A 22,419-nucleotide genomic window follows, 5' to 3' on the forward strand; every position below is an offset into this window, starting at 1 on the left:
GGCAACCGTCCTTGGTGTATCAATTCCCTAAATCATACACCAAGGCGATACCTGCCGCAAATCCTACTGAAACGCCGTTTCGTAAAAACTGCGCAGCTTGCGTGAATGCAGCGTCTCCGTCTGCATGGCCGCCAGCTTTTGCACAGCGCGAATGCCGATTTGCAGATGCTGGGACACTTGCGTTTTGTAGAATTCCGTTGCCATACCGGGCAGTTTCAACTCGCCGTGTAGCGGCTTGTCGGACACGCAGAGCAGGGTGCCGTAGGGCACGCGGAAGCGGAAGCCGTTGGCGGCGATGGTGGCCGATTCCATGTCGAGCGCGATGGCGCGCGATTGCGACAGGCGTTTGACCGGGCCTGCCTGATCGCGAAGCTCCCAGTTGCGGTTATCGATGGTGGCGACGGTGCCGGTGCGCATGATGCGCTTGAGCTCGAAGCCTTCATAGCCAGTGACTTCCGCCACTGCACTTTCGAGCGCCAGCTGCACCTCAGCCAGAGCCGGGATGGGCACCCAGACCGGCAGGTCGTCATCCAGCACGTGATCTTCACGCACATAGGCGTGGGCCAACACGTAATCACCAAGACGCTGGCTGTTGCGAAGACCGGCGCAATGGCCGACCATCAGCCAGGCATGCGGGCGCAGCACGGCAATGTGGTCTGTGATGGTCTTGGCGTTGGAAGGCCCGACGCCGATATTGACCAGCGTAATGCCCGCATGGCCCTTTTTCTTCAGGTGGTAAGCGGGCATCTGCGGCACGCGCCCCAGGGTCATGTCCGTGATCGGCCTGTCGGACCCGGCCAGCGTGACGATGTTGCCGGGCTCCACGAATTCCGTGTAGCCTTCACCACCATCCGCCATCATCTTTCGCGCCCATGTGGCGAACTCATCGATGTAGAACTGGTAGTTGGTGAACAGCACGAAGTTCTGGAAATGATTGGCGCTGGTGGCAGTGTAGTGGCTGAGACGCGCCAGCGAATAATCGATGCGCTGGGCGGTAAAGGGTGCAAGCGGTGCAGGCTCTCCCGGCACCTGATCATATTCGCCATTGGCAATCAGGTCATCGGTGTTGTTGAGGTCAGGCGTGTCGAATAGATCGCGCAACGGCACATCGGCAAGCGAGGATGCAGCGGAGGCTTCCACGAAGGCACCTTCGCCAAATGCAAAGTGCAGCGGAATGGGCGTGGCCGATTCGGCAACCGTGACATGAACGCTGTGATTCTTGATCAGAAGGCCAAGCTGCTCTTTCAGATAATGCCGGAAAAGCTGCGGGCGGGTGACGGTCGTCGTGTAGACGCCGGGCGAGGTCACGTGACCGTAAGACAGGCGCGAATCGACATGGCCGAAGCTGGATGTCTCGATGCTGACCTGCGGATAACAGGCGCGGTAACGGCCCTCGATCGGCGCGCCCTGCGCCAGATCGGTGAAGGATTTGATGAGGAAATTCGTGTTGCGCTCATAAAGCGCCGTCAACGCATCCACCGCCGCTACCGGATCGGTAAAGGTCTGCGGCGCAAATGGCTCGGGCGTGATGAAGGCGAGGTGCGAGATTGTGTGCTTTGCTATTGTCATGGCCCATTATAGAGAGCCAATTTCGACAGGCAAGCGACAGAAATATGTGCGTTTGAAAAAGACGTGAAAAACATCCGTCTCGGCCAAACCTGCCCTGTTTACAACGTCATGGAGCAATGGTTGGAGAGGCTGTGCTGGCAGGCAATGGATGCGCCGACGTTGACGCGCTGAAAGCTGCGATTGGGGTTAACCACCAAAGCTGCGAAAGACATCGCGAAAATTGCCATCAACAGAACGATGATCGTAAAGCGCCGAACCAATATTGTCATATCCATTCCCCTCCGTGTCATGGTTTTCCCTCATGTTGAACACGACATTGCCACAGTGGGACTGAACCGACGCTGAGGGCTGGGTTCATGTGGGGTTCAGGGTGGTTAATGGGGAAGGATGAACAAGTCGGCGGCTAGATTTGCTCAGTGTCGACCTGTTTCAGACGGTTCGTGATTTCCGGCACGCTCTCGTCCACGGAAAGCAGCGACGTATCGATACGAAGGTCGGGAGCCCATGCTTCGAATGTGCGTGCTTCTATCTGTTCCCACGTCGGTGGGATCAGGCCCTCAATGGTCGAAATTCGGCTTTCGGCCCGATGCCGATGAACGATTTTATCAGAGCAGGTGACTTCGATTTCGATGAACTTCCGATTCGCCTCAGTTGCCGTAGCCCGAAAGGCAGCACGCGTGATTTCAATAGAGTTGACGGAGTCGGCGATAACGGTGCGACCCAAGTGAAGATTGTCGGCGGCCATTTTGTAAAGAACAACATATCCCGCAGGCCCGACCTCAGCTCCCGCTGCCAAACAAGCAGAAGAACGTATGGCCTGCTCTATGGTGTCCAGCCGCAGGTAAGTCGCCTGCAATCTGAGCGCTAAAGCTTGGGCAATGGTGCTTTTTCCAGAACCAGGCAAGCCACCGAAAATAATCAGCATCGGACACCTCATTTTTGAAGAGGGTATTCCATCTCCGTCTCACTTTCATGATCGTTGTCGGCCAGAAGCGATCTTTGAACTTACGGAGACAGTCTCTAAGGTCTGCAAGTCAGAAAAGGCGGGGATACAAATGAAGCAAGCCGAATACGCCACCATATCAAGACTGCCCTCGGTCGAGGAGTACCTGCACCTTCGCGCGATCGCGGGTCTGAGTGCGTTTTCCGCGGATGCCGCAAGAGCAGGGCTGTCTGGAACGATCTATTCCGTCATGGTTATGCGCGATGGATTGGCCGTTGGGATGGGCCGATTGATCGGCGACGGTGGCTGCTTTTTTCAAGTCGTGGATATTGCTGTTCATCCCGAGCATCAGGGACGTGGGCTCGGAAAATCCATCATGGATGCGATCATGACCTATGTCTCGAACGAGCTGCCTACGACCGCATATGTCAGCCTAATCGCTGACGTTCCTGCCAACAAGCTTTATGAGAAATTTGGATTTGTGGAGACCGCACCACGATCGCTCGGAATGGCGTTTCGCGTCAAACGCTAGGCAGCGACAAGGGCCCAATGTCGAACGCAACCCCGTAATCCGTGTTGCCTATTGACGTGGACATTCGCATCAAAATTGAGGACAAGGCGAAAAGTGTGGTAAGCGCCAGCCAAATAACAACAGGAGTGTAACCGTGAGCGAACCTAGCGTAGCAGATGCGACCAGCCGAATTTATGAATCGCTCCAGGCGGATAATGCCGACATCGACGTGCACATCGCCACTCTCAAAGCAGCTCTGGCGCGGGAAGGTTTGAAAGAGGCCGTCTTCGACCCGGCCAAGCTGGTGCAGAACAACCGTTCTGGCCGGAAGCTGATGCAGGCCTATTTTCGGCAGCGCGGCGTGACGGTGAAATATACAGGCCCGTGATACGTTCCTGAGCAGCTGAGGTTGCAGTGATAGCAACGCCCATGACCGAATAACGCTTCGGTCTTTGGATAGAATACCGCCGCCTCATCCTTTCAAGAACAAGGCGGCGGGTGCAGTTGAACTTTACTTCTTGAACACCTTCGTCAGAAACGCCTCAAAAGAAGGCCGCCAGACGTCCATCTCATGGCCGAGGTCTTTGTATTCCTGGTAATCGTGGGCGATCTTCTTTTCGTCCAGCGTGGCTTTAAGACCAGCTATGTCCTTGCCGGTGACCACATCCTTGGTGCCGACGGTGACGGTGAGGTTGCGCAGCGCCTTGTTGATTGTCTCGGGCGCGTTCAGCGCGGCATCGACGGCCTTGTTGGGGACAGTGGTGGTAGTCACGCCGCTGAAGGTGGCGACCCAGCCGAAGGTTCCGAGGTGGGTGAGACCGGAAACGAGGGACTGGTAGCCGCCTTGCGAGAGACCGACCACGGCGCGGCCGTCTGCGTCGTCACGCACCTTATAGTGCTGCTTCATGTAGGGGATAAGGTCTTCCACCAGCTCGCGGTCGATGGCATCGGCATTGATGGGGTAGAAGTTCTTGCGGCGCTCGGCACCGGGGAAGTTTTCAGCGATGGCGTCGGGAATATCGGCTTCCGTATCGGGAATGACCACGATCATCGGCTCGATTTTCTTCTCAGCCAGGAGATTGTCGAGGATCTCAGGTGCGCGGCCCTGGGCAACCCACGAGGCAACCGTGTCGCCAAAGCCGTGGTAGAGATACATGACGGGCAGCGCTTCAGAGGAATCGCTATAGCCCGGCGGCGTGTAGACATAGGTCGCGCGCTGGGATTTCAAGGCTTTCGATGGGATGGTGACAAGACGAAGCTCGCCATGCGGCACATCGCGCACATCGAGAATGCTGCCGGGCACGAGAATGAGGCTGGTGTTCACCTGCCGCTGCGGCTTGGGATAATTGGTGCCGGTATCGATGCTGCGGAAGCCGTCTATGTTGAAATAATATTCATAGAGATTGGGCTTCAGCACATCGCTCTTGGCGCTCCAGACGCCGTTATCAGCGCGCTTCATCTCCACTGGCGCATTGGTGCCGAGAACCACGGAGACGGCCTTGGCAGAGGGCGCGAAGAGGCGGAAGTTGATCGATCCGTCTTTTTCGACGGATGTAACGAACTCGTTCAAGGGCCGGTCTGCCGGTGGGGACGCGGGCAACTCAATAGCCATGACGGGCGCACTCATGATGCAGCTTGCCACGATGATGCAAGGTAAAAATAAACGCATGGAAATTTCCTCCAATTCATAAAAAAGTCTCCCGATTCGAGAGTGGCAGATACCGCAGGCGCTTTCAACTCCATGAGGATGTTGATGAATTGGGTTTTCACCTTTAGGAGCTGTTTCCACCTGCGCAAGATCACCTCTGTTTCGTTTAATTGCCGAGGGCGCGGGTTTAAAGACGCATATGACGCTTAAGGACATAAAGTGAAAATTATCCAGGTGCTTACAACTGTGCTGATTGCCGTCGTGCTGATGGTCGGCTTCCGCTGGTACAGCTACGTGACGAATACGGATAGCCCGTACAACGAAGTCGGTATCGAGCTGAACAGCCGCATGCCAGGCCCGATCAACAAATGGGGTTGCGATAAGCTGCACCAGACCTTCGGCAATGTTTTGCCACCTTATGGCTGCCAGTCGGCGGATGGTACGCAGTGGCTCTAAGAGGTCTTTAAGACGCTTGAAGCAAAATCAAAAAAGGCACCGCAAAAGCGGTGCCTTTTTTATGTTTAGTGCGGCAATCAGCCGATCATGGCGTTGTCATCACGCTTGACGGCAATGAGGGCCGAGCGCGGCAGCTTGCCTTCGCCATCCGGGAAGGGGGCGTCGGGGTGCTGGATGCCGACGAAGTGGGTGCGTTTGTCGGCAGACCATGTCTGGCCGGTGACTTCCGAGCCTTTCGGTGCCGTCAGAAAACGCTCGATACGACCGGTAACGGGGTCGCCTGCCAGCATCTGATTGTTGCCTTGTCTGGCATACTGGCCGTCATTGCTGTCTTCGCCGTCTGTCTGAATCCACAAGAGGCCAGTCGAATCGAACATCATGCCATCGGGCGAGTTGAACATGTTGCCGGAATTGATGTTGGAGGAGCCGGCATAGGCATCCTTGTGAACATCAGGATTGCCGGCCATGCAGAACAGGTCCCACTTGAACTTGGCGTCGGCATGGTCGTCATTCTCAGGATACCAGCGCACGATCTGACCGTATTCGTTCTTTTCGCGCGGGTTTGCGGCGTTGAGAGCCATGGCATCGCCGCCGCCATTGGCGCGCAGCTTGCCGTCTTTCGTGACGCCGCGATTGGTGTTGTTGGTCAGCGCGCAATAGGCTTCGATGGCGACGGGGTTGATGGCCACCCATTCCGGGCGATCCATGGTGGTGGCACCTACCTTTGAGGCGGCCTGGCGGGTGAAGACGCAAATCTCGTCCATCTTCATGCCTGTCGATTCTGGCGTCAGCGCCACCCACTCGCCATTGCCGTCATCGGTGAACTTGGCGACGTAAAGCGTGCCTTCGTCCAGCAGCTTGGATGTATCGCCACCCGGCACATAAATGCCGTTGGAGATGTACTTGTAGAGAAACTCTCCACGTTCATCATCGCCCATATAAACGACCACGCGACCATCACGCGCGATGACGACAGCGGCATTCTCATGCTTGATGCGGCCAAGGGCTGTGCGCTTGATGGGTGTGGACGATGCGTTGGACGGATCGATTTCTACAACGTAACCGGCGCGGCGCGGCTCGTTGGGGTGTTTGGAAACGTCGAAGCGCTCATCGAACAACTCATAGCCGTAACGGGTTTCGGCAGCGATGCCGTAGCGCTTGTAATCGTCAGGCATTTTGAAAGCAGCATCGGTGGAGCCGAAATAGCCGTTGAAGTTTTCTTCGCAGGTCAGGTAGGTGCCCCACGGCGTGCGGCCCGCGCCGCAATTGTTGAAGGTGCCAAGACAGTCGATGCCGTTTGCGTCGGCCTTGGTCTTGACCAGTTCGGAGCCAGCAGCGGGGCCGGAAAGCTTCATTGGCGTGTTGTGGTGAATACGGCGGTTGAACGGGCTGCCGACGACGATCTGCCAGCCATCATTGCCTTCCGCCACTTCCATAACGGTCACGCCCTGCATGTGCTGGAGGATTTTGACCTCGTCCAGATTGGCAGGCATGCCTTTTTCGCGGTGGGGTAGGTTGGTCTCGTTGTTCACATATTCATGGTTGACGGCAATCAGTTGATGGCTGCCGACAACGAAAAGCTCCATGCCATCGGTGTTTTCGCCGAAAACCTTGTCCGAGTTCTCAAGGCTGACACCCTTCACCGGATCGATATCCGGCACGTTGGGAAACAGCGGCTGGCCCCACTTGGCGACTGGCTTCCAGCTGTAACCCTCAGGCACATGGATGGTGTTGTCAGTGGTGGCAGCGATAGGCTTGAATGGGAAGCGCGAGGCTGCTTCCTGTGCCTGCGCGGATGTCGACGATGCCAGATTGCCGAGCGTGCCCAAAGCGGCAGCTGCAGAACCAAAGGCCAGAACGCCACCAAGAAAACCGCGACGCGAAATCGCAGATTCGACCACACGGTCGAAATCCGTCACGGCAGGGGGCGTGTTCTGCAGTTCATCCCACTCGTCCCAGCTCAATTTGCTCGTGTCGATCTTTGTCATAGCGCTCTCCGTCGGCTCGCAGTTTGGAATAATTCCAGACAAGGCAACTAAAGAGGGTTTATTACAGCGATATGACGGATAAAATTCGATTTAACGCATATATTGCAACCAAAAGTAATGCTGAATGAGGCGTCAAACAAATACAGGCGGGGTTCAACCCGCCTGTAAACACGCGCTCAGTCCATGCCGTGCTGATTACAGACGCGACCACGTCTGGGATTTGCACAGCACCTTCAGCACACAGCCCTTCATGCTGAGCGAGCTGCCCGAAACGGTGCCGGTGCCGCTGTAGGTCTTGTCATTGGCGGGGTCGGTGATTTCACCGGAATAGCTGTTGCCGTTTCCGCTCATCTTGCCGATCTGCTTTCCAGCGTGCTTGCCGGTTTTAAGCGTGACGCAAAAGGCGGAGCCGCAAGGGGCGATGACGGCGGTTTCGCCGCTGGCCGTCTTCCAGTTGCCCTCGATCGCTTCCGCGGCGAAGGCGCTGCTGCCGATCAAAAACGCGGCTGCGGCTGCAATCATGATTCTCTTCATATGGACCTCCCAATCCAGCTTGGCGGAAACCTGTGTCAAATCAGGTCTCAGTGCTCGCAACTCCTCATGCGAATGCCAGGATTTATAATTGACGTGAACGTAAAAGGAAATATGCCGGACGGGAATTTCGCTGTTTTTTCCGGGGTCGGGGGCTCGAAAAAATCGGGGTCGAAAAATCCCAAGTCGAGACGTGGTTACGAAAGGGTTGAAATCCAACCGTAAAGTTTTCGTAAAATTGTCTGCAAAGTCCTTAATTTCCGGGGCCTGTCATATTTAACAAAAACCCAACTTTACCAATCGTTTGGACTTTGTTTGTCCCCTATTAATCATGGATTTTAAGCGCCCGTTGAAGCCCGTTTGGCATAGTGGGGACATCGAAAGAGCAGGGAAAACCTGCCGACGGAAAAGGTCAGAACAAGCCGCAGAAGACGGTAAGGCCTGAACCGGAAAGCTCCCGAAGAGGAGCGCAGACAAAACGCTAACGGGCAAACAGGATAAAGAAAAATGGCACGCTTTGAAGTTCGCGATATCGAAATGGCAGTTGCCGGTGGCCAAAGCCGTGCGGACGTCTTCTGCAACCTCGGTCTGATCTACGCGACAGGCCGTGGCTGCCCGGTGGACCTCATTGCTGCCCACAAGTGGCTCAACATCGCCGCCATCAAGGGTTCGGACCGGGCAGCGTCGCTGCGTGCCGATCTGGCCCGCAACATGAACAAGGCAGACCTCGCGAAGGCACTGCGTGCCGCCCGCGACTGGATGACCACGCATTAACAATCGAGCATCGGACCAACCGACGCCACACAAAAAGACAGAGCGGTCAAAAGACCGCCATTCTCTCCGGCTGGTTCCTCCAGTCCCGGCCGGCCACAAAAAGAATACTCCCGCAAAGGGACAGCTCAGATCCACGCTGAAAAACATCAAACCGTGACCGGCAGAAACAAGGCTGGCACGGTTTTTTTGTTTGCCCATCTCCAGGGTCCGACGCTGGTGAACGCTCTAGCCGTCGTCCTTGTCTGCCGGGTCGGTTTCTGCCTTGCCAAGCAACAGCGCGTGATAGCGTTTCAACCGCTCGAAATGCGCGTTCATGGCGCGGGCAATCTGGCTGGAGTTTTTGACCGTCAGAAAATGATCGACAATTTCCGCATAGTGATTTGCCTGGCGCGGGAGCCTTTGTTCAGGCTGTTTGCGGTCGTTGATCTCGTCATCGCTCATCACCTGAACGACTTGCGCGGGGGCGGGCAGATCGGGAAGCGCGGCAGGGCTGCGCGGCAATGTGCCATTCATCAACTGGGACACCGGGTCGAAATGATGAAACAGGATTGCTTCGAGGTCGTTGATTTCGCTCTTGTCTTCAACGGGATAGGCCCAGACATAAGCGATTTCCCAGACATCAATCTGGCGATTGGCGATGATGTCCGAACGCGCAGATGTTAAGTGTCTGGAAACACGCGCTCTGATGCCGTCTTTCGATTGACCGACATAGATCGGCACATTGTCCAGATCAGCGAGCACATAGACGCCGATCCGGTTTGTCAGCGCTCTGACGGCAGCTTTGCGATAATTGAAATCGACGGCCAAATCAGGCGATCCTGCCCGCGTCCGACAGGGATGTCGGTATCGAATCACGCTGTCCGCTGATGATCGGCTCGAAAATGTGGTGGGCGAGATAGCGCACGACCGGGACCGCCACACCATCGCCTGTCAGATGATAGGCCTCATTATAGCGTCGCGGAAGGCGGTAGCTTTCGCTCAGCCCCATCAATCGCGCCGTCTCGCGCGCGGAGATGAGGCGTGAGCGGACCATATCTCCATCGACAACGAGGATCGTCTGTCTGGACGATCCACCATTGGGCGTTCTGAGGCAGCCTGAAATATCGTCAAACCGAACTTCTGCTCTCACGACGCGACCATTTGCTTCTGGTCTGGTGCGTTTATAAACGCCACCAACCATGCGACGGTCAGCGCGCTTTGCGGCCTCGACCTTGGCGATGTTGACCAGGGACATGGAGGCCAGCAGCTTTTCCGTCTGCTTGGACGTGTTCCACTCCACATCCGTCGGGCTCTCTTCAATGATGTCGGAGAATGTCGTGGTGCGGATAGCGGGCAATGGCAGGTTCCACCACACCCAGTTCTTGCGGGCCTTCGCGTCTAAGCGCTGATAGGCATTTTGCAGCCCGCGTGTATGGAACGTCTGCGTCGGACCCGGTGCCACGAGCGTCTCGGCAATGGTAACATCATTGCGGACACCGATAACGAAAAGCCGGGGTCTGGATTGCGGCAGAAAGGCTTTCGCATCGATCACGACGGCACCATGACGGTAGCCTGCCTTTGAAAAGGTTTCGCAGATAACTTTGAAATCGTCTCCCTTGTGGGAGGTCAGCGTTCCACAAACATTTTCGAGCGCAATCAGTTTCGGCCCTCTGCCTTCGCTGATCAGGCCATTCATAATATCCCAGAAAGGGTAAAACGTCCCGGAGCGCTCGCCGCGCAGACCGGCACCGCCGCCAGCCAGCGACAAGTCCTGGCAGGGAAACGAGCCCCATGCGAGGTCCGCAATTCCGGCAAGGCTGGAGGACTTGACCGAGCGAACATCACCCACGCACAGTTCGCCGCCGGTACCCCAATTGTCCTGATAGGTCAGGCCTTTTTTTCCATCGAAGTCATTGGCGAAATCGCAGCGCCAGTCAGCACCCAACCCCGCCCGCACCATTCCACCGCCAGCGAAGAACTCGTAGAAAGAAAAACGCTCAGACATGAAATACCTCGCGGTTCAAATGCGTATCTCCGCGTCGACGGCCGGTTTCGTTTCTGGTTTGTTCCCTTTTAGCATGCTTTCGCCGCAAGCTGCAACCGCCATTCTTGGCCGCGCGAAAGTTCTTTTCCGCCGTTGGATATGATGTGAGTTTCAAGCGTGAGCGGAGCACCATTACTCCAGCGCTTTCAACACCTTCGGCAACGCCTCTGCAAACAGATCCAGCTTGCTGTCGGGTGCTGCGCTGACACGAATGCAGCGGTTCAGAGGCTCGACGCCAGGCATACGAATGAAGACGCCGTGGTCCATCAGCCCATCAACGATGGATTTGGCGTAGGCGCTGTCCTTGTGGCAATCGATCGTGACGAAGTTCGTCGCAGAGGGCAGGGGCGATAGGCCATTCTGGCGGGCGATGGTGGAGATGCGTTCGCGGGCGTTGGCGATGCGTTTGACGACGTCGCGCAGGTAGACCTGATCCTTCAGCGCTGCCAGCGCGGCAGCAACCGAAACGCGGGGCATTCCGAAGTGATTGCGGATCTTGTCGAAGGCTTGCGCATTGCCGAGTGTGCCGATGGCATAGCCCACGCGCGCGCCGGCCAGCCCGTAGGCCTTGGAGAAGGTGCGCATGCGCAGCACGTTCGGCATGCCAATCATGGCGCGGACGCTGGGGACAGCACTTTCCGGCGCGGTTTCGCAATAGGCTTCGTCCAGCACCAGAAGGCAGCTGTCCGGCAGGGCTTTTGCGAATGTCAGAACCTCGCTTGCCTCCCACCAGCTTCCCATCGGATTGTCAGGGTTGGCGAAGTACACCAGCGGTGCGTTTTCCTTTTTGACGATGTCCAGCAAGCCGTCCAGATTTTCATGATCGTCCAGATAGGGCGTCGTCACCAGCCGTCCGCCAAAACCGTTCACATGATAATTGAAGGTGGGGTAACCGCCGAAGGAGGTTACGACCGGCGTGCCTGGCTCCACCACCAGCCGCACGATCTCGCCCAGAAGGCCGTCCACGCCGTTGCCGATGGCAATATTATCGCGCGAAATGCCGTGATGAATGGCAAGCGCTTCCCGCAACTCGAAGTTTTCAGGATCGGCATACATCCATGTCTCGGACGCCGCCTGCTTCATTGCCTCAATGACAGAAGGTGCCGGGCCGAACCCGCTCTCATTCGCACCGATTCGCGCTTTGACGGTGAGCTTGCGGTTGCGCTCGATAGCCTCTGGGCCGACGAACGGCACTGAGGAAGGAAGCGAAGCGGCGAGCGACGTAAAACGCGAAAATGCGGACATTTCAGAGGGTTCCGGAATCCGTTGGAAGAACCGCCTCACAATATAATCAAAATTGGCCCGCGCAAGGCGGGCTGCAACAAATGCTTCCGTTGTGAAAGGGTTTCTTTGCCGCAGCAAAGATATCCGGGCGTTTGATTATACCGCCGTTTCGAAGCTCAAGCGCCGGATGTGATGCAGAAACTCGGCATCAATCAGCATGTTGAAACCGACCGTCGCCTGTTCCTCTTCCCGGCGGATCAGGGTGCAGCCTATTTCGTCACGAATCCCCAGGACTTCGAGATAGAAGTTGGTCGGCATTTCCAGATGCGGACTCACTTCTATATCGGCACCGTAGAGCGAGATTTTTCTGATCAGGCAGCGCATTGTGTTCTTGGCGCTGAGGTGATGGCCGATGAATGTGATCTTGCCGGGACGATCGAGCGAGTACTTCTCGTACATCTCATCATGTGGAACGGCATCGTTTGCATTGATATTTACGTTGAGTGCCATGACAACCTCCCGATTGCCTTCTGTTCAGAATAGAATCATACGCCCGCTTCATTGCCAAACGCTGAATGGAAACGATAAAATCTGACCATTTCTGGCCTGTTTTGCCACAGCGTTTTGTGCCGTCAAACCGAACTCGCGAGGTGAAACGTGTTTATAGACAGAAGGTTGCGTAAAACTGATTTGTCGTCACCTCAGCGGGCCTGCATGCCGCCCAAGATGGTTGACGCGTGGCGTACTTAGCATTACGCCTTTGCCATCTTATGGAATGATGGAGCAGCAGAATGGCAGGCACACTCGTCATCGTTGGCGCGGGCCAGGCCGCCTTTGCTCTTGCCGCGAAATTGCGCGCGCTGAAAGACGAGCGGCCCATCACCATCATCGGTTCTGAAGATGTTGCGCCCTACCAGAGGCCGCCGCTTTCCAAAAAATACCTGATGGGCGAGATGAGTTTCGACCGCTTGGAATTTCGTGGTCCGGAGTGGTTTGCGGAAAACAATGTCGAACTGCGGCTTTCCACCTGGGTGGAAGAGATAGACCGGACAGCCAAGACCGTGCGCATGCAGGATGGCAGCACGCTGTCCTACGACAAGCTGGCGCTGGCAACGGGTGCGGCCCCGCGTGAACTGCCCGCAGGTGTCGGCGGAGATCTCGACGGTGTCTTGACCGTACGTGACAAAAGAGACGCCGACCGGTTGATGGCGGAAATGCAGCCCGGACGCCGTTTGCTGGTCATCGGCGGTGGTTACATCGGGCTGGAAGCGGCGGCCGTTGCCCGGCAGCTTGGCCTAGACGTCACGCTGATCGAAATGGCCGAGCGGATATTGCAGCGCGTGGCATCGAGCGAAACCGCCAGCATCATGCGCGATATTCACCGCGCACGCGGCGTTTCCATTCGCGAAAAAACCGGCCTTACGCGGCTCATCGGTACGGATGGGCAGGTCAGCGCCGCCGAGCTTTCCGATGGTACGGTGCTTGACGTGGACGTCGTCATTGTCGGCATCGGCGTTTTGCCGAATGACCGGTTGGCGCGCGAATCAGGTCTGGATATCGGCAATGGCATTCTGGTCGACGCGTTCACCCGCACGTCCGATCCAGACATCCACGCCATAGGCGATTGCGCGCTGTTGCCCATGAACGGCGCAAACGTCCGGCTGGAATCGGTGCAGAACGCGGTGGACCAGGCCGAGGCCGCAGCCCTTATCCTTGCCGGCGATGAGCAGCCTTATCATCCCAAGCCGTGGTTCTGGTCTGATCAGTATGATGTGAAGCTGCAAATCGCCGGTTTCAACATGGGTTACGACGAAACCCTGTTAAGGCCCGGCCAGCGGGAAGGCAGCTACTCTGTCTGGTATTTCCGTCAAGGCCGCTTCATCGCGGTGGATGCTATCAACGATGCAAAGGCCTATGTCAGTGGAAAGAAGCTGCTGGATACGGGCAAGGAGCCCAACCGTGCGGTCCTCGAAGATCATTCCGCCGACCTGAAACTGTTGCTCGCGTAAAGGACTGCCCGATGCCCGCATCTGAAAACCGCTTCAAGACCGCCATCCAGCACGGCAAGCCGCAAATCGGCCTGTGGCTGGACATGGGTGAGGCGATTACCGCCGAAATTGCCGGAACCGCCGGTTTCGACTGGCTGGTGATCGACGGTGAACACGGGCCGAACGATCTGCGCAGCATCATCGACCAATTGCGCGCCCTCTCGACATCCTCCGCAGAGCCTGTCGTGCGTGTGCCCACAGGCGAAAGCTGGATCATCAAGCAGATGCTGGATGCCGGCGCGCGCACCCTGCTGGTGCCGATGGTCGATTCGGCAGATCAGGCAAAGGCGCTGGTCGCCGCCATGCATTATCCTCCGCGCGGTATTCGCGGCATGGGTGCAGCCGTTGCCCGCGCATCCGGTTTCGATACGATCGAGAATTATTCGCAAACCGCGTCTGACGGCGTCTGCCTTCTGGTGCAGGCGGAAACCCGCGCCGCGATTGCTGATCTCGACAATATTCTGAAGGTGGATGGCATCGATGGCGTTTTCATCGGCCCGGCCGATCTTGCGGCAGATATGGGATATCTCGGGCGCATCGACGAAAAAGAGGTCCAAGACACGATAGAGGCGGCGATTCGCAAGATCGTGGCTTCAGGTAAGGCCGCTGGCATTTTGACCTTTAATGAGACCTTCAATAAGCGCTATCTCGAACTCGGCGCGACATTCGTGGCCGTTGGTGCCGATGTCACGGAGTTCTCAAGCGCACTGAAGTCACTATGCGCGCGATATAAGGGTGGCACGAGCAACAAGGCTTCCAGCTACTGATTCGTCTCAGTCATCATTGCTGGCATTCAGCTTTGCAGGGTGAATGCCTTCCTCGCCGGAAAACAAAAAGCCTTCGCGTACAAGCCACTCCCTCAGAATCCGCTGGATCGCCTCATCGCGCCCGAGATTCATCTCCTGCGAATACGCCGCAAGAGCAGTCTCGATTTCATGGGTAAAGTTCATAGTCCATCTCCCTGTCGAACAACAAATGGGGCAAGGAGAACGCATCTCCTTGCCCCATCTGAATGGTAATAAAAATTTAGCGCCAGCGATAAATGCTGCTGCTCTTCTGCTCGTTCGCCGCTGTCGCAACGAAATAGCCCAGTGCAAAGCCAAGCGCTCCGACGACTGTCAGCACGGATGTTGCTGTGCCGGGGTTTTCCTTGACGGCTTCGACCACATTGTGGCCCTGAACCTTTACCGTCTGTGCGGCAGTCTGTGCTGCACGCTGAAGACGGCCACTGGCTTCGTCTACGAATTCCGAAGCATCGTTCGAAAGCGTACCGGCACGTGCCGAAACGGATTTGGACAATGACGAAATCTGCGAACGCAGCTCCGCAATCTGATTCTCAACTGTATCTTCGACAACATTCAATTTGGTCTGAGCCATCTGAAATCACCTCTTGCTGTTTCCGAGGTGGTAACGCAGTAGGCGAACGAATGTTCCGCAGTGCAGCGATAATGATTTTTTGGGGGGGGGTGGAAAATTGTCTAGATGGCGGAGAGGATGGGATTCGAACCCACGATACGCTTTTGACGTATACTCCCTTAGCAGGGGAGCGCCTTCGACCACTCGGCCACCTCTCCGGTGCCGCCTGATTATTGTGTAAAAAAATCGAATGCAAGGCCTTTTCTATAAAGAGACGAAAAAGACCTCTCATTTGAATGTTTTCCACGGATGGAAGGCTTCATTGGAGAGAAAGGTGAGGACTTCGATTCGAATGATGACGAATCGAGAGACGACGATTCTCTAGCGAATGGATGCGCCGCATGACTGTTGTTGCCCAAATCGAGATCAGCAGTAGTGGCGGAACGTGCACTCAGACATAAACCAAAGGCCAGAGAATGCGGGGTTTCGGCCGTTGGCTGAACACGTGGCTGCGTCGGCAGTTTCATCTATTCTGTTTTAAGTGGCGGATTCAAAAGGGATTTTTTAATGTTTTGTAAACTTTTGACCCAGTTCGCTGAACCGAATGTGTGTTTTTGGCAACATAGTGAAATGAAGCAGACGGATAAAGCTGTCATATCAGGCATTGTCGATTGCAAGAGCGGCCAGCATACGTATTTTCAACAACGGAAGCGCGGCGGTGGATCGTCCGTTTTCAAGAACACGGGAATGGGGCAGGGAATGCTGTCCTTCAGCTTAAGAACCCAGACCCTTTTGAAACTTGACTGGAGGTCAACATGAACATTAAGAGCCTTTTGATCGGCTCCGCTGCAGCTCTCGCAGCAGTATCTGGCGCACAGGCTGCCGACGCTATCGTCGCTGCTGAGCCAGAGCCACTTGAATACGTTCGCGTTTGCGACGCTTTCGGCACAGGCTTCTTCTACATTCCTGGCACCGAAACCTGCCTGAAGTTCGGCGGTTACGTTCGTTTCCAGACTAACTTCGGTCGTGACCTTTCTGGCACGTCTGACTGGGACTCGTTCACACGCGCTCAGTTCGAAGTTGACACAAAGACAGACACCGAACTCGGCGCTCTGCGTGGCTTCATCGGCTTCCGTGGCAATGCTGACAACGGTTCTGCTGCTTCTTCTTCCGTATTCGTTGACCAGGCGTTCATCGAACTCGGCGGCCTGAAGGTTGGTAAGTTCTACAACTGGTGGGACGATGGTCTCTCTGGCGAATCTGACGTTCTGTCCACGAACACTCTGTTCAACTCGATTCGTTATACCTACGATGCAGGCTCTTTCTGGGCTGGCGTTTCGGTTGACGAACTTGAAGGCCTGAACTCGCAGCTCGCTCGCCAGGTTGGTACTGTAACGGTTCCTGCTGGTACGTTCGGCGTATTCTCCACAGAAGCTGACAACAACGTCGGTATCTCTGCTGGCGTTGGTGCCAAGCTCGGCGGCGCAACACTTCAGCTGATCGGCGGCTATGACGTTGACCAGGAAGAAGGCGCAGTTCGCCTGATCGGTACTGCTGACATCGGTCCTGGCACGCTTGGTCTGGCTGGCGTTTGGGCATCCGGCGGTAACGCTTACTACTCAAACTCTGAATGGGCTGTTGCTGCTGAATACGCAATCAAGGCAACTGACAAGCTGACAATCACTCCAGGCGGTCAGTACTTCGGCAACGTTGCTGATACGATCGTTCTCGGTGGCCTCAATGCTGCTGGTACCGCGTTCGTTCCAACAGGCACAGCTCGTCGTGGCGATGACTTCTCGAACCGCGATGCATGGCAGGCTGGCGTAACTGTTGATTACAAAATCACACAGGGCCTCTCCGCTAAGGTTGCAGTTAACTACTACGACGAAGACAACCGCGACGACCAGGTTAACGGCTTCGTTCGTCTTCAGCGCACGTTCTAATCTGATCTAACTTTTGTTAGTGATGGAAAACCCGGCTTTCGAGCCGGGTTTTTTCGTTTCTTTGATGCTTGTTCATGTGAAAACATCATCGCCATTGAGTGATCGAGAATTAAGACGCCATTAACACTTAGACCGACTCGGGGCCGATTTGTGGCGAAGTTGCAACAGCGCGGCGGCAACGGTTTGTCATTGATGCCAAATCTGTGTGTTCAAGATTGCACGACTCGCCTGTTCTGGCTTTAATCAATTTCAAGAGCAGCAAACTCCCACCCGCTGTTTCCCATCACTTGACTTGGAGGTCATCATGAACATTAAGAGCCTTTTGATCGGCTCCGCTGCCGCTCTCGCAGCAGTATCTGGCGCACAGGCTGCCGACGCTATCGTCGCTGCAGAGCCTGAGCCACTTGAATACGTTCGCGTTTGCGACGCTTTCGGCACAGGCTTCTTCTACATTCCTGGCACTGAAACTTGCTTGAAGTTCGGCGGTTACGTTCGTTTCCAGACCGATTTTGGTCGTGACGAGTCTGGCACTTCCGATTGGAACTCCTTCACACGCGCTCAGTTCGAAGTTGATACAAAGACAGACACAGAACTCGGCGCTCTGCGCGGCTTCATCGGCTTCCGTGGCAACGCTGAAAACGGTTCGGCTGCTTCCTCTTCCGTATTTGTTGACCAGGCCTTCATCTCTCTCGGCGGTCTGACCGTTGGTAAGGTTTACAGCGAATGGGATAACGACCTGAACGGCGAAACGGACATCCTGTCCACCAATACGCTGTTCAACTCTATTCGTTACACATACGACGCTGGCTCTTTCTCGGCCACTCTGTCTGTTGACGAACTTGAAGGCACGCTTTCTACACGTGACAACAACGTTGGTATCACTGGTGTTGTTGCTGCGAAGTTCGGCGCAGTAAGCGCAACGATCGTCGGTAGCTATGATACAGACCTCGAAGATGGTGCCATCCGTGGTATCCTGTTTGCTGACATCGGTCCTGGCACACTCGGTCTTTCCGGCGTCTGGGCTTCCGGTGCGACATCTTACTACGCAGTGTCCGAATGGGCCGTTGCTGCTGAATACGCAATCAAGGCAACAGACAAGCTGACGATCACGCCTGCTGCTGAGTACCTTGGCAACGTAGGTCCTCGCGGTCTTGACGGCGCGATCTATGGTGCAGGCATTTCGCCAAACGCCGACTTCAGCTCCAACGATGCTTGGACGGCTGGTCTGACCGTCGACTACAAGATCACTGACGGTCTTGCTACCAAGATCACTGCAAACTACTACGACGAAGACAACAATAACGACCAGGTCACTGGTTTCGTTCGTCTTCAGCGTACGTTCTAATCTGATCTGACTTCGGTTGGTTAGGAAAGCCCGGCTTTTGAGCCGGGCTTTTTGTATTTGGGTCGCTGCGTGGCGGCCGGTCTTTGCATGTTACATTGGGTAAAGAAAAAGCGCCGTTAAGACGGCGCTTTTGTACTTCCTGCAATCTACGTTTAACTCACCCCGAACGGCCATCGCGCAAATCCGATACAATATCGGCCTTCTGACCAAGGCGTGTCTTGTAGATCTGGTAGTTCTCCATCACCCGCTGAACATAGTTGCGGGTTTCGGGGAAGGGGATGCGTTCGATCCAGTCTACCACGTCATCGATGGGTTTGCCGCGGGGGTCGCCGTATCGGCCGATCCATTCGGGGACGCGTTTTGGTCCTGCATTGTAGGCCACAAAGGTGAGGATGTAGGAGCCACCGAAGCTGTCGATTTGCTCGCCGAGATAATGTGCGCCGAGGGTGGCGTTATAACCGGCATCGGTCGTCAACTTGGCCTGGGTGAAATCCATGCCGTGACGGCTGGCGACGCCCTTTGCCGTGCCGGGCAGAAGTTGCAACAGGCCGCGGGCGTTTGCGGGGGAGACTGCGGCTGGGTTGAAGGCGCTTTCCTGTCGTGCAATCGCATAGGCCAATGCCATGCCGGAGCCGGAAATGTTGGCCGTGCCGGGTATGACGCCGATCGGGTAGGCAAGCGCCGCCGCATCGATGCCGCGTCCGAAAGCGGTTTTGCCGATCTGCAGGGAAACCTGATGATTGTTGTTCTTTTCCGCGCGCGTCGCGAGGATCGCGAGTTCACCGGGGCTGTCGATCTGTTCGGCCAAGGCCCGGTAAAGCCCATCGGCGCGCCAACTATAGCCGGCAGCTTCCAGCCGCTCAATGGCGCGCACGGCTTCGCGGTCCGCAAAATGCTGCCGGTCACTGTCCGTCGGGGAGGGGTAGGTGACATTGATCGTCGTGGTGCCGATTCGCGCTGCGGCAAGCTGACCGTAAAATGTGCCGGGATGGGCGGCGGCTTTTGTGAAATAGTCATGCGCATCGCCCGGGCCACCGGCTTCGGCCGCACGTCCCAACCAGTAATAGGCGCGGGAAGCGGAAAGCGGGCGGTTCGATGTTTCCAGAAGCCTGTTGAAATGTTTGGCGGCAGCGGCCGGGTCTTGCAAGGCGCGCAACGCATACCAGCCCGCATGGAATTCCGCATCGGCAATATCGACTGGCGATGTCGCCGAATGATTGGCCGTGATGAGATATGCTTGGCTGAAATCACCAAGGTCTGCCAGACCACGTGCCACGATCCGGCGCTCGTTCCACCATTCGCCTGGGTTGACGAGTTTAGCCTGATCCGTTGGTGCCTGCGCCAGAAGCTTGGCCGCATCCTCATATTTCTGCTGATGGCGCAGGTTCTCAATGCGCGCAAAAAGATAGGCCGGATCGTTGCGCATCGGGCCGCTGACCGCATTCAATGCAGTGGACGCATTTTTCGTTCTTTGCAAAACGGCAGCCCAGGCATCATAGAGCGGTAGCGCCTTGCCCAGATCAGCAAAGCGTTTCGCCTGGCTGACGCGGCTGCGATACATCAGAAAATCCATCCGCGCCTTGTGATCGGCGGCAGAGAGAAAGCCGGAGAACTGGCCGATGACTCGATCTTCCAGACCCGTGTCCATGCCTTCGCTGACCCACAATTGCTGGATCAGCTTTTGTGCCTGCGCGGCATTGCCCGAGCCGTTCATGGCCTGCGCCAGGGCAATCGTACCCTCCGGGGTTTCTGGCGTTGCGTTAGCGAAATAGGCGAAGATTTGCGCAGCCGGCGGGTTTTCCCGTAGCAGGGCGCGCTCAGCATTGGCGCGGAAAGTGGTAGTTCCCGGCCACCCCGTCAACTCGCGTTGTGCGGTCGCAATTTCACTGGAGGCCACGTCGCGCTGGCCGGAAATGGCGATTGCCCAGGTGAGAATATGACGGTCGAGGTTCGTGGTGGGCAAGCTGTTGCGAATGGAAATGGCGCGCAGCGCATCCCGGCTGGACAGCGCGTCGAGGCCGGCTTTCAAATCGGAAACGTCGAGCGGCGTGTTCGGGCGAATGATGGAACCGGTCACCTCTTGATTGGCAAGCGGAAAGGCCGCGGATGTCGGCGCGTTCGGCTTGACGAAGGGCAGGGGCATAAGGTTGTCCGAAGACGGACCCGCCCATGCACTCCAAACAGTTGCGGCCAGACCCGCTGCCACCAAGCCCAAAGCTGTTTTCTTCATGCTTTTACCCGCGACTTCGGAAGGACTGTCAGCGCCGTTCCAAGTTTTCGTTCAAGCCTCACGGCAGATAACATACCTTCCATTAGTAACTTTCAGCATTAACGAAACCTTAAACCAAAGCCTCGCATTCGATCAATTTTCAGTCAGGCGAAACTCTGCACGACGGCTTTGGCAGCCCTTGCCGGATGTCACTCCGGCTTTGCCTTGAACGCTGCAAATATTTGCATTTCCGGTTCAAAAAGGCGCTGTAAACAGCTTGTCGGTGGCGTGGCCCCACTCTAATGTGACATCGTTTTAATCATGGAATGCGGCTGAAGCATGGACTGGCTCACCGCAAGGAGTTTTGCATGTTCAAGGGATCCATTCCCGCCCTCATTACGCCGTTCACCGCGCAAGGTGCTGTGGACGAAACAGCGTTTGCCGCCCATGTGGAGTGGCAGATTGCTGAAGGCAGCAGTGGCCTCGTGCCCGTCGGAACAACAGGGGAATCTCCGACCCTGTCTCATGACGAGCATAAACGGGTCGTTGAACTGTGCGTGGAAACGGCGGGCAAACGGGTTCCGGTCATTGCCGGCGCTGGCTCCAATAACACCAGAGAAGCGATAGAGCTTGGCCTGCATGCGCAGGAAGTGGGCGCGGATGCGCTGCTGGTCGTCACGCCCTACTACAACAAGCCGACCCAAAAGGGCTTGTTCGCGCATTTTTCGGCCATTGCCGAAGCCGTGACGCTGCCGATCGTCATCTACAACATCCCGCCGCGTTCCGTCATCGATATGATGCCGGAAACCATGGGTGCGCTGGTCAAGGCGCATAAGAACATCGTCGGTGTGAAGGACGCGACCGGCAAGCTGGATCGTGTGTCCGAGCAGCGCATCACCTGCGGCAAGGACTTCATTCAGCTTTCGGGTGAAGATGGCACGGCACTTGGCTTTAACGCACATGGCGGCGTCGGCTGCATTTCCGTTACGGCCAATGTCGCGCCACGCCTTTGTGCGGATTTCCAGGCGGCAATGCTGGCCGGCAATTACGCGCTGGCGCTGGAATTTCAGGACCGTCTGATGCCGTTGCACAGAGCGATTTTCCTGGAGCCTGGCGTCTGCGGCACGAAATATGCGCTGTCGCGCACCCGCAATGTCAGCCGCAAGGTGCGCTCGCCGCTGATGGACACGCTGGAACCGGCAACGGAAGCCGCCATCGATGCGGCTTTGAAGCATGCCGGTTTGATCAACTGAGAGAGACCAAGATGCGCTGGCAACGGCGCATCTTCACTTTTGGCACTCTTGTCACTACATAGAGGCCAAGCCGCAGATAGTTTGCGGGAGAATGAAACGGATTGAAAAATGGCCCCCAAAGGCAGTCAGCGCGTCGTGAACAAGGTCGTTGCGGAAAACCGCAAGGCCCGCTTCAACTATGAAATCCTCGATACATACGAGGCTGGCATCGCTTTGACTGGCACTGAGGTTAAAGCCCTGCGCGAAGGCAAGGCGAATATCGCCGAATCCTATGCGTCTGACGAGAATGGCGAGATATGGCTGATCAATTCGCACCTGCCTGAATATCTGCAGGCCAACCGTTTCAACCATGAGCCACGCCGTCGCCGCAAGCTGCTTCTGTCCAAGCGTGAAATCCATCGCATGCGGATCGGCATCAATCGTGAGGGCATGACGCTCGTTCCGTTGAAGATTTACTTCAACGAAAAAGGTCGGGCGAAGCTTGAGCTTGCCATCGCCAAGGGTAAGAAGCTCCACGACAAGCGTGAGACGGAGAAGGAACGCGACTGGAACCGCCAGAAATCGCGTCTTCTCAAAGGCAGCGCTAGCTGATCACGGA

Annotated in this window: 23 protein-coding genes and 1 tRNA gene; 10 read left to right on the forward strand and 14 right to left on the reverse strand. The window is 56.2% G+C overall.

The genetic code is table 11. From position 1 onward, the window contains the following. Positions 1-63: 63 nt before the first annotated feature. The 3 genes from amn to CPJ18_RS13530 form a co-directional block, all read right to left on the reverse strand. A complete protein-coding gene (gene amn / locus CPJ18_RS13525) occupies positions 64-1,569 on the reverse strand; it encodes an AMP nucleosidase (protein WP_103658903.1) in 1,506 nt (501 codons plus the stop codon). Between the two features lie 98 nt (positions 1,570-1,667). Beyond that, complete coding sequence (locus CPJ18_RS26605) at positions 1,668-1,838, reverse strand: hypothetical protein (RefSeq protein ID WP_167397881.1); 171 nt, start codon at positions 1,836-1,838, stop codon at positions 1,668-1,670. Between the two features lie 134 nt (positions 1,839-1,972). Next, a complete protein-coding gene (locus CPJ18_RS13530; protein ID WP_103658905.1) occupies positions 1,973-2,494 on the reverse strand; it encodes a P-loop nucleotide/nucleoside kinase family protein in 522 nt (173 codons plus the stop codon). Between the two features lie 130 nt (positions 2,495-2,624). Between CPJ18_RS13530 and CPJ18_RS13535 the strand changes: the two genes are divergently transcribed. Continuing rightward, positions 2,625-3,044: a GNAT family N-acetyltransferase gene (locus CPJ18_RS13535; protein WP_103658907.1), complete on the forward strand. Its 420-nt coding sequence runs from the start codon at positions 2,625-2,627 to the stop codon at positions 3,042-3,044. Positions 3,045-3,177: 133 nt separating this feature from the next. After that, entirely contained in the window at positions 3,178-3,411 is a 234-nt protein-coding gene (locus CPJ18_RS13540) for a hypothetical protein (protein ID WP_103658909.1), read from the forward strand. A gap of 123 nt (positions 3,412-3,534) precedes the next feature. Here the strand turns inward: CPJ18_RS13540 and CPJ18_RS13545 are convergent, their stop codons facing one another. Then, positions 3,535-4,692: an esterase gene (locus tag CPJ18_RS13545; RefSeq protein WP_103658911.1), complete on the reverse strand. Its 1,158-nt coding sequence runs from the start codon at positions 4,690-4,692 to the stop codon at positions 3,535-3,537. A 198-nt stretch (positions 4,693-4,890) separates the two neighbouring features. On the opposite strand from CPJ18_RS13545, the gene CPJ18_RS13550 reads away from it, so the two are divergent. After that, positions 4,891-5,127 carry a hypothetical protein gene (locus CPJ18_RS13550; protein ID WP_244554252.1) on the forward strand — a complete coding sequence of 79 codons (237 nt, stop codon included), beginning with the start codon at positions 4,891-4,893 and terminating at the stop codon, positions 5,125-5,127. A 77-nt stretch (positions 5,128-5,204) separates the two neighbouring features. Here CPJ18_RS13550 and CPJ18_RS13555 read toward each other — a convergent pair whose 3' ends face one another. Beyond that, a complete protein-coding gene (locus CPJ18_RS13555; RefSeq protein WP_103658913.1) occupies positions 5,205-7,115 on the reverse strand; it encodes a PhoX family protein in 1,911 nt (636 codons plus the stop codon). Between the two features lie 195 nt (positions 7,116-7,310). Beyond that, positions 7,311-7,649 (reverse strand): DUF2147 domain-containing protein, encoded by a 339-nt coding sequence (locus tag CPJ18_RS13560; protein ID WP_103659133.1) that lies wholly within the window; start codon positions 7,647-7,649, stop codon positions 7,311-7,313. Between the two features lie 504 nt (positions 7,650-8,153). On the opposite strand from CPJ18_RS13560, the gene CPJ18_RS13565 reads away from it, so the two are divergent. Beyond that, positions 8,154-8,420 (forward strand): SEL1-like repeat protein, encoded by a 267-nt coding sequence (locus CPJ18_RS13565; protein WP_077122273.1) that lies wholly within the window; start codon positions 8,154-8,156, stop codon positions 8,418-8,420. A 225-nt stretch (positions 8,421-8,645) separates the two neighbouring features. Here the strand turns inward: CPJ18_RS13565 and CPJ18_RS13570 are convergent, their stop codons facing one another. The 4 genes from CPJ18_RS13570 to CPJ18_RS13585 form a co-directional block, all read right to left on the reverse strand. Then, positions 8,646-9,227, reverse strand: coding sequence for a GIY-YIG nuclease family protein (locus CPJ18_RS13570; protein WP_197710901.1), 582 nt, complete (start codon positions 9,225-9,227; stop codon positions 8,646-8,648). 1 nt (position 9,228) lies between these two features. After that, entirely contained in the window at positions 9,229-10,404 is a 1,176-nt protein-coding gene (locus CPJ18_RS13575) for a DNA cytosine methyltransferase (protein WP_103658917.1), read from the reverse strand. A gap of 171 nt (positions 10,405-10,575) precedes the next feature. Further along, entirely contained in the window at positions 10,576-11,688 is a 1,113-nt protein-coding gene (locus tag CPJ18_RS13580; protein ID WP_103658919.1) for a pyridoxal phosphate-dependent aminotransferase, read from the reverse strand. Positions 11,689-11,823: 135 nt separating this feature from the next. Then, positions 11,824-12,177: a hypothetical protein gene (locus CPJ18_RS13585; protein ID WP_103658921.1), complete on the reverse strand. Its 354-nt coding sequence runs from the start codon at positions 12,175-12,177 to the stop codon at positions 11,824-11,826. Positions 12,178-12,458: 281 nt separating this feature from the next. Here CPJ18_RS13585 and CPJ18_RS13590 point away from each other — a divergent pair, with 281 nt between their 5' ends. Together CPJ18_RS13590 and CPJ18_RS13595 are read left to right on the forward strand one after the other, a co-directional pair. Further along, positions 12,459-13,676: an NAD(P)/FAD-dependent oxidoreductase gene (locus CPJ18_RS13590; protein WP_103658923.1), complete on the forward strand. Its 1,218-nt coding sequence runs from the start codon at positions 12,459-12,461 to the stop codon at positions 13,674-13,676. An 11-nt stretch (positions 13,677-13,687) separates the two neighbouring features. Then, positions 13,688-14,482: an aldolase/citrate lyase family protein gene (locus tag CPJ18_RS13595; RefSeq protein ID WP_103658924.1), complete on the forward strand. Its 795-nt coding sequence runs from the start codon at positions 13,688-13,690 to the stop codon at positions 14,480-14,482. A gap of 6 nt (positions 14,483-14,488) precedes the next feature. Here CPJ18_RS13595 and CPJ18_RS26830 read toward each other — a convergent pair whose 3' ends face one another. The 3 genes from CPJ18_RS26830 to CPJ18_RS13605 form a co-directional block, all read right to left on the reverse strand. Next, on the reverse strand, positions 14,489-14,665 hold the full coding sequence (locus CPJ18_RS26830; RefSeq protein ID WP_167397895.1) for a hypothetical protein: 177 nt from the start codon (positions 14,663-14,665) through the stop codon (positions 14,489-14,491). A 76-nt stretch (positions 14,666-14,741) separates the two neighbouring features. Further along, on the reverse strand, positions 14,742-15,092 hold the full coding sequence (locus CPJ18_RS13600) for a hypothetical protein (protein ID WP_077106144.1): 351 nt from the start codon (positions 15,090-15,092) through the stop codon (positions 14,742-14,744). A gap of 106 nt (positions 15,093-15,198) precedes the next feature. Then, positions 15,199-15,289: transfer RNA gene (locus CPJ18_RS13605), tRNA-Ser, on the reverse strand. A 597-nt stretch (positions 15,290-15,886) separates the two neighbouring features. Here CPJ18_RS13605 and CPJ18_RS13615 point away from each other — a divergent pair. Both CPJ18_RS13615 and CPJ18_RS13620 read left to right on the forward strand, forming a co-directional pair. Continuing rightward, positions 15,887-17,014, forward strand: coding sequence for a porin (locus CPJ18_RS13615; protein ID WP_103658926.1), 1,128 nt, complete (start codon positions 15,887-15,889; stop codon positions 17,012-17,014). A 304-nt stretch (positions 17,015-17,318) separates the two neighbouring features. Continuing rightward, a complete protein-coding gene (locus CPJ18_RS13620) occupies positions 17,319-18,359 on the forward strand; it encodes a porin (RefSeq protein ID WP_103659134.1) in 1,041 nt (346 codons plus the stop codon). 157 nt (positions 18,360-18,516) lie between these two features. Here CPJ18_RS13620 and CPJ18_RS13625 read toward each other — a convergent pair whose 3' ends face one another. Next, positions 18,517-20,589, reverse strand: coding sequence for a lytic transglycosylase domain-containing protein (locus CPJ18_RS13625; protein ID WP_153366637.1), 2,073 nt, complete (start codon positions 20,587-20,589; stop codon positions 18,517-18,519). 347 nt (positions 20,590-20,936) lie between these two features. Here CPJ18_RS13625 and dapA point away from each other — a divergent pair, with 347 nt between their 5' ends. Further along, positions 20,937-21,821 carry a 4-hydroxy-tetrahydrodipicolinate synthase gene (gene dapA / locus CPJ18_RS13630; protein WP_103659136.1) on the forward strand — a complete coding sequence of 295 codons (885 nt, stop codon included), beginning with the start codon at positions 20,937-20,939 and terminating at the stop codon, positions 21,819-21,821. A 108-nt stretch (positions 21,822-21,929) separates the two neighbouring features. Continuing rightward, complete coding sequence (smpB, locus tag CPJ18_RS13635) at positions 21,930-22,412, forward strand: SsrA-binding protein SmpB (RefSeq protein WP_077122261.1); 483 nt, start codon at positions 21,930-21,932, stop codon at positions 22,410-22,412. Positions 22,413-22,419 lie beyond the last annotated feature (7 nt).

The organism is Agrobacterium rosae, assembly GCF_002915175.1.
In the GTDB taxonomy this organism is placed as follows: domain Bacteria; phylum Pseudomonadota; class Alphaproteobacteria; order Rhizobiales; family Rhizobiaceae; genus Agrobacterium; species Agrobacterium rosae.